The organism is Pseudoalteromonas sp. TB25, assembly GCF_000497995.1.
Taxonomy (GTDB): Bacteria; Pseudomonadota; Gammaproteobacteria; order Enterobacterales; family Alteromonadaceae; genus Pseudoalteromonas; species Pseudoalteromonas distincta.
Genome location: NZ_AUTI01000430.1, coordinates 1 through 6,300, shown reverse-complemented (window position 1 = coordinate 6,300; position 6,300 = coordinate 1). Strand labels below are relative to the sequence as shown.

The window sequence follows — 6,300 nt, the reverse complement described above, 5'->3', positions numbered from 1 at the left end:
GAGCCTCTAATTCCGCGTACTTCAATTATTTCTGGTTCTTGTGCTGCTGTTTCTGCTAATGCAGGGAGCGTTGTCATTGTGCTTAGTACAGCAAGTACTGCACTGGACACGCCATTTTTTTTATAGTTAGCCATGTTGTCAGTTCTCTCGAAGCTAGGGTCTATTAAAATAGAAATTTGCCCATCTTCGCTAACTTGCATTTGCAAGCCGGTACTGTCGAGTAAAGTCTGTAATGCATTTATTATTGAATACTCGCCAGTAATAGTATTTGTTTGTAACTGTTGAATTTTATCCAACGGAAAAAGCAAAGTAATATCGGCTTGCTCGGCAAAGTTTATTAGCGATAAATCGGCCCTTTGTCGAGGAATGTTAAACATTGCTTTTTCGTCCACCGAGCCCGCTTTCACCTCTGTGGTGACTAAGCTAAAAACAAGCACATATAGCGGTAAACAAAGTGGCAAATGTATACATTCCATGCGTATAGTTTTTGGCCATACACAGGATGAAGACGAGTGACTTTTTATTTTCCTCCATAAATATTTTTTATTTTTTTCAAATAATTTATTTTTTTGACTAGCCATACTTATTATTACTAAACCTTTATTATTTTTTGGTGTGCAAAAAAATGTTGTGGGGTTTCAACTAAAAAAGTTAAATATATTTTTATATTAATTAATTGGTTATATGAACACGTATAATTATAGAGCTAGCCTATACGTGTTAATAATTTGAAAAACTGTAGTACACTTGGTATTCAAATTACAAGCTTTTAACAACAAGGATTGATAGTGCCTGCAATTTTACAAATAGAAAAACAATTTATTTTAAAATTGAGTAGCGGATTTTTTATTACCAATCGTCTTAAGCTGTAATGGCAAAACAATAACAACAATTGCCAAAACCACACACACACGAGACACACACTCAATGACAAAAGACACACTATTTTATAAGGCTTATCTGGCCTCGCGCAAAGGTCTCTCAAATGTAGTGGCACGCATAGTGCCTCCACATGAAATTGAAGACATTGTGCAAGAAACTTACGTGCGAATTTGTCAAATAAAAAACACTGAAAACATTTGCTCACCAAAATCTTTTATTTATAAAACGGCGCGTAACCTAGCGCTCGATTATCAAAAGCAAGCCAATATACGACTAGTCGATAGTATCGACAACATGGAAGCATTAGAGCAACTCTTAACGGAACATCAGAAAGACGAAATGTACGAAAATGCGCTTACCGATTGCGAATTTTCAAATTTTTGTGAAGCTGTCAGGCTTTTGCCTGTTCAATGCCGTAAAGTGTTTGTATTAAAAAAAGTGTATGGTTATTCGCAGCGAGAAATTGCTGCTCAATTAAACCTTAGTGAAAGTACCGTGGAAAAACATATAGCAACCGGCGTAAAACGTTGTACGCAGTTTATGCGACAATCTGAAAAAAGTGTGTATGGCAAACCTAACTCTTCTTCACAAAAAAGTGCAGGGGGTAGTCATGAGTAATGTCCACCATATAGACGAACGAAATAATAAGGCAGTCGAAGACGCACGCCTTGATTGTGCAAGTGAATGGCTTGCTAAGCTCGATAGAGGTTTAACTAAACCCGAAAAAGACGCATTGCAGCTCTGGTTAGCTCAGTCATATAAAAACGTCGAAGTATTACTTGAAGTTGCACACCTATGGGACAAGATGGGTGAACTCAGCCGCTTATCTGATCTATTCCCGCAATCACAATCTAGACAAAAACGCCTCCCTGTGTGGTTAGGTGCNTTGGCTGTTGCACTTAGCTTTTTTCAAGAAGCATTTAATTTTTCATTTTTTTATCCCGTTAATCGGTCAGCTGTTGTCGCTAAGCAACTTAACTTTCAAACGGGTGTAGGTGAAAGCAAAGACATAATTTTGCCAGATAAAAGTGAAATTACATTAAACACTAATAGTTTTGTACAAATAAGATATACCCGAGACTCTCGAGTAATTAACTTACTGCGGGGGGAGATACATATAAATGTGGCGCATGATAAGGCACGGCCTTTAAGTGTTATTGCTGGTGATAAAGTTATTCAGGCAGTAGGCACTGCGTTTAATGTTGAAGTGGGTGAAAAACAAATAGAATTAATAGTCACTGATGGAAAAGTGCTTGTTGCCGAACAAAGTAGTTCGCAACCATCAAGCCTCCAAAAAAATGGAACAAATAAGCTTGGTAAATTTTTATCAAATAACTCTACAGCAGTTTCTAAAGGTGAAAAGCTCGATTTAAGTTTCAAAGGTAAAATAGCTAAGCACGTTGAAAAAGTAGACCCTATAGACGTAGCGGCTAGTCTTTCTTGGCGTAAAGGAAGCCTTATTTTTAGAGGCGAATCTCTTGCCGATGCCATGGCCGAGATTAGTCGATATACGAATATAGACTTTGAGCTTTCTGATGATGAGCGTTTAACAAGGGTACAAGTCGCTGGTATGTTTAAAACAGGCGATGTTAAGGGCTTATTAGAAGTATTAAATAATAATTTTAATATTAGTTATGAAAGAATTAGCCCAGATAAAATTCGTTTAAATTACGCAGATCCAAGCGCTTCAATATAGTACAGTACACAATAATAAAAATCAGGACACACAATCATGACATCATCTTTATCGCCGAGGAATAATAGCTCGGCGCACACATCAAACACGTGCTCACTTTTTTACGTAATTTTTATCTCTGCCGTGGCTGCTATTGGTGGCTTTTTATTTGGTTTTGACTCAGGTGTTATTAACGGCACGGTGTCGGCACTCGGTAAGGCATTTAATTCAAGCAGTGTGGCTACGGGCTTTAACGTAGCGTCTGTGTTACTTGGCTGCGCCCTAGGTGCGCTTGCTGCGGGGCCGCTGGCTGATAAGTTTGGTCGCCGTGCAATTATGATCATCACCGCGATTATTTTTGCCATTAGTGCATTTGGTTCGGGCATTAGCGAAAGCTCAGCTGAATTTATTTTTTACCGCTTATTTGGCGGTTTAGGTATTGGTGCTGCATCGGTATTGGCGCCAGCTTACATTGCTGAAGTTGCGCCACCAGCACTACGTGGTCGTTTAGCTACATTACAACAACTCGCTATTGTATTGGGTTTATTTGCTGCGTTTTTAAGTAACTACTTAATTGCTGATGCAGCAGGCAGCGCGCAAAATATTTTAATGCTTGATACAGCCGCTTGGCGCTGGATGTTTTGGGCTGAGCTTGTGCCTGCAATACTGTTTTTAGTGGGTGTGTTGTTTATTCCTGAGTCGCCTCGTTATTTAGTGGCGCAAGGTAAAGTGGATGATGCAAAAGCGGTATTTAGCAAAATTTCAGACGACAATGCAGATAAACAAATAAGCGATGTAAAACGCTCATTGCATAGCGACACAAAGCCAAGTATTCGCGATTTATTTATTGATAACAGTAAAAAAGTACACCCAATTGTTTGGGTGGGTGTTGCGCTGAGTGTATTTCAGCAATTTGTGGGTATTAACGTGGTGTTTTATTACGGCTCAGAGCTGTGGCAAGCCGCTGGGTTTGACGAGTCGCAATCGCTATTTATAAATGTATTAGCGGGTACGACTAATATTGTATCGACCTTTATTGCTATTGCCCTTGTTGACAAAATTGGCCGTAAACCGCTGCTCTTAGTAGGCAGTATTGGTATGTTTATCAGCTTAAGCGCGCTTACTTATATATTTGGTAGTGCAGGCCTTGATGAAGCAGGCAAACTTGCCCTTAGCGATAACATGGGTACGTTTGCACTGATTATGGCTAACTTATTTGTGGTATTTTTTGGCTTAAGTTGGGGCCCTGTTGTATGGGTATTATTAGGCGAAATGTTTAATAACCGTATTCGTGGTGCAGCCCTTGCTGTTGCAGCTAGCGCACAATGGATTGCTAACTTTGCCATTACCATGACCTTCCCTGTTATGCTGGCTAACATTGGCCTTGCCGGTGCTTATGGCTTTTATGCGTTATCGGCACTTATAAGCATATTTTTTGTTGTTAAATACATAAAAGAAACACGCGGTAAAACGCTCGAATCTATGTAATTTTTAAAAGCGGTGATATTAATCACCGCTTTGCTTTTACATACAATGGCGTTATTTAAGAGTGATTGTTTGGATGAGCTCAACGTTAATTAATAAATATATTTTAAACTGCTGTTAATACGTAAACGCTCCTTTTACCAGCAAGCTTTTACTACCAAAGTTTATAGCTACCGATTGCATACTTAAATATCACTACAGCTCAATACGTTAGCGAAACTTTTAACTTAAGTTAAGGTTGAATAGCAATCTACGCTCATTTATTTTAACTTTATAACCATTGCCGTATTACCTTTTATTATTACTAATCTATTTAAATTCCTTTTTAGAATATCAAAAATTAGCTATTGTCCGCCCATTCCAACTTTATGTATTTACTAAAATGAAAAAACAGTTAATTTCAGGCTTAGCTTTAACGTGTGCGTTAGGTTCGTTCAGTGCATTTGCTACTAATGGTTATTTTACTCACGGCTATGGCATGACCCACAAAGGCATGGCTGGCGCAGGTGTAGCGCTGTCAGAAGAGTTAATGTCTGGCGCTAATAATCCAGCAACCTTTTTACCTAATGGAACAGAGCTATCACTGGGCTTAGAGCTTTTTTCACCTGAACGAAAATATACTGCATCAAAAGTAGATACTTTTTACCCTGGCGCATTTTATCTTGAAGCAAAAACACAAAAAAGCGACAACACCGTATTTGTAATTCCAGAGTTTGCTATTGGCCATCAATTAAATGAAAAAGTAAATATTGGCTTATTAGTGTATGGCAACGGCGGTATGAATACCGAGTACGGCGCAGAATCCTCTCCTGAGGGGACTTTTTACGCTGGTACAACGGGCGTTGATTTAAAACAACTCTTTATTAGCCCAACAGTAAGCTATGAGTTGAATGAACAAACACGCCTTGGTGTATCTCCTATTTACGTGGTGCAACAGTTTGAAGCGCAAGGGCTTGGAAACTTTGCTCCTTTTTCGCAATCACCCCAAGCGCTTACAAATAATGGCACCGATACAAGCACAGGCTTAGGCATTCAACTAGGTATTAGCCAAGATATAAATTCGTCATTAAGCTGGGGGGCAAGTTACCGCTCATCAGTGTCTATGCAAGAGTTTGATAGCTATAAAGGTTTGTTTGCAGAGCAAGGCGGATTTGATCTACCAAGTTCGTTTCAACTTGGCGCAGCCTACAAGCTTACCCCAAGTAATCAGGTTGTATTTGATTGGCAAAAAATAAATTACAGCGAAGTAAAAAGTATTGCAAATCCAATCAGTAACTTGGTGTCAGCACCTTTAGGGGCTAACGCCGGCGCTGGGTTTGGCTGGAACGATATGACTATTTATAAGCTTGGCTATCAGTGGCAACGTACATCGCAACAAAAAATTCGTTTTGGGGTATCTTATACCGAGCAACCTATTCCTTCATCAAACGTTTTGCTTAATATTTTAGCCCCGGGCGTTCAAGAGTGGCATTTTACTACTGGCTTTAGCCATTCTTTTACCAACAAGGTACAATTAAACGCTATGGCTTTTTATTCGCCAGCAAAAAAAGTAACGGGTGCTAACTACTTAGCGCCTAATCAACAATTATCAATCGAAATGAAACAAACCGGTTTAGGCGTTTCTATTGTTTGGGAAATTTAAAAATGATAACAGAATTCACCCCAGTATCGGCTGCAATAGGCGGGGCATTAATAGGTATAGCGTGTACGTTATTACTGGTTTTATACGGAAAAGTTGCGGGCATATCAGGCATTGTTAAGTCTGTATTCGCTAAAGCAAATTCAGACTCTCGTTGGCAGTTATACTTTATTTTAGGGTTGTTGTTGGCAGGAGTGGCTGTAAGGGTATTTGCGCCATCTTTATTAGAAGGCGAATTGCAATTACCGCCTTGGCTTATTGTTGTTGCAGGGCTTTTAGTTGGCGCTGGTACAACGTTAGCTAATGGGTGCACAAGTGGCCATGGTGTGTGCGGCATGTCGCGCTTTTCTACTCGCTCTTGGGTTGCAACATGCACATTTATGCTTGTCGCCTTCATTACAGCAAACCTTGTAGGATAAATAATGAAAGCAATTATGATGGTTGTTATAGGCTTTATATTTGGCTTAGGACTTATTATTAGCGGGATGACAAACCCTGCTAAAGTGATTAACTTTCTTACGTATGGAAACCAATGGGACGCAAGCTTAATTATAGTGATGGCTGTTGCCATGCTAATAATGATGCTTACATGGTTATGGGTTGCAAAAAAAGAGAAGCC

Annotated in this window: 7 protein-coding genes; 6 read left to right on the top strand and 1 reads right to left on the bottom strand. The window is 39.3% G+C overall.

Translation table 11 applies throughout. From position 1 onward, the window contains the following. Nucleotides 1–461 (bottom strand): STN domain-containing protein (locus L652_RS0121000; RefSeq protein WP_253951862.1); only part of this gene is annotated, 461 nt, incomplete at its 3' end. 466 nt (nucleotides 462–927) lie between these two features. Between L652_RS0121000 and L652_RS0120995 the strand changes: the two genes are divergently transcribed. The 6 genes from L652_RS0120995 to L652_RS0120970 all read left to right on the top strand — a co-directional run. After that, the gene (locus L652_RS0120995) at nucleotides 928–1,500 is read left to right on the top strand and encodes an RNA polymerase sigma factor (RefSeq protein WP_002958279.1); all 573 of its coding nucleotides are present in this window, start codon (nucleotides 928–930) and stop codon (nucleotides 1,498–1,500) included. After that, nucleotides 1,493–2,578: a FecR domain-containing protein gene (locus L652_RS0120990; RefSeq protein WP_024603634.1), complete on the top strand. Its 1,086-nt coding sequence runs from the start codon at nucleotides 1,493–1,495 to the stop codon at nucleotides 2,576–2,578. Before L652_RS0120995 ends, L652_RS0120990 begins: the two co-directional genes overlap by 8 nt. 36 nt (nucleotides 2,579–2,614) lie before the next feature. Then, a complete protein-coding gene (locus L652_RS0120985) occupies nucleotides 2,615–4,045 on the top strand; it encodes a sugar porter family MFS transporter (protein ID WP_024603633.1) in 1,431 nt (476 codons plus the stop codon). A 379-nt stretch (nucleotides 4,046–4,424) separates the two neighbouring features. Next, the gene (locus L652_RS0120980; protein WP_024595186.1) at nucleotides 4,425–5,684 is read left to right on the top strand and encodes an outer membrane protein transport protein; all 1,260 of its coding nucleotides are present in this window, start codon (nucleotides 4,425–4,427) and stop codon (nucleotides 5,682–5,684) included. A gap of 2 nt (nucleotides 5,685–5,686) precedes the next feature. Next, nucleotides 5,687–6,100, top strand: coding sequence for a YeeE/YedE thiosulfate transporter family protein (locus L652_RS1000000124685; protein WP_076914943.1), 414 nt, complete (start codon nucleotides 5,687–5,689; stop codon nucleotides 6,098–6,100). Nucleotides 6,101–6,103: 3 nt separating this feature from the next. After that, the coding region (locus tag L652_RS0120970; protein WP_024603632.1) for a DUF6691 family protein at nucleotides 6,104–6,300 on the top strand (197 nt) is incomplete at its 3' end.

Bases quoted from the DNA above. Each gene is read 5' to 3' on its own strand.
- L652_RS0120995 (WP_002958279.1), top strand. From the start codon at position 928: ATGACAAAAGACACACTATTTTATAAGGCTTATCTGGCCTCGCGCAAA.
- L652_RS0120985 (WP_024603633.1), top strand. From the start codon at position 2,615: ATGACATCATCTTTATCGCCGAGGAATAATAGCTCGGCGCACACATCA.
- L652_RS0120980 (WP_024595186.1), top strand. From the start codon at position 4,425: ATGAAAAAACAGTTAATTTCAGGCTTAGCTTTAACGTGTGCGTTAGGT.
- L652_RS1000000124685 (WP_076914943.1), top strand. From the start codon at position 5,687: ATGATAACAGAATTCACCCCAGTATCGGCTGCAATAGGCGGGGCATTA.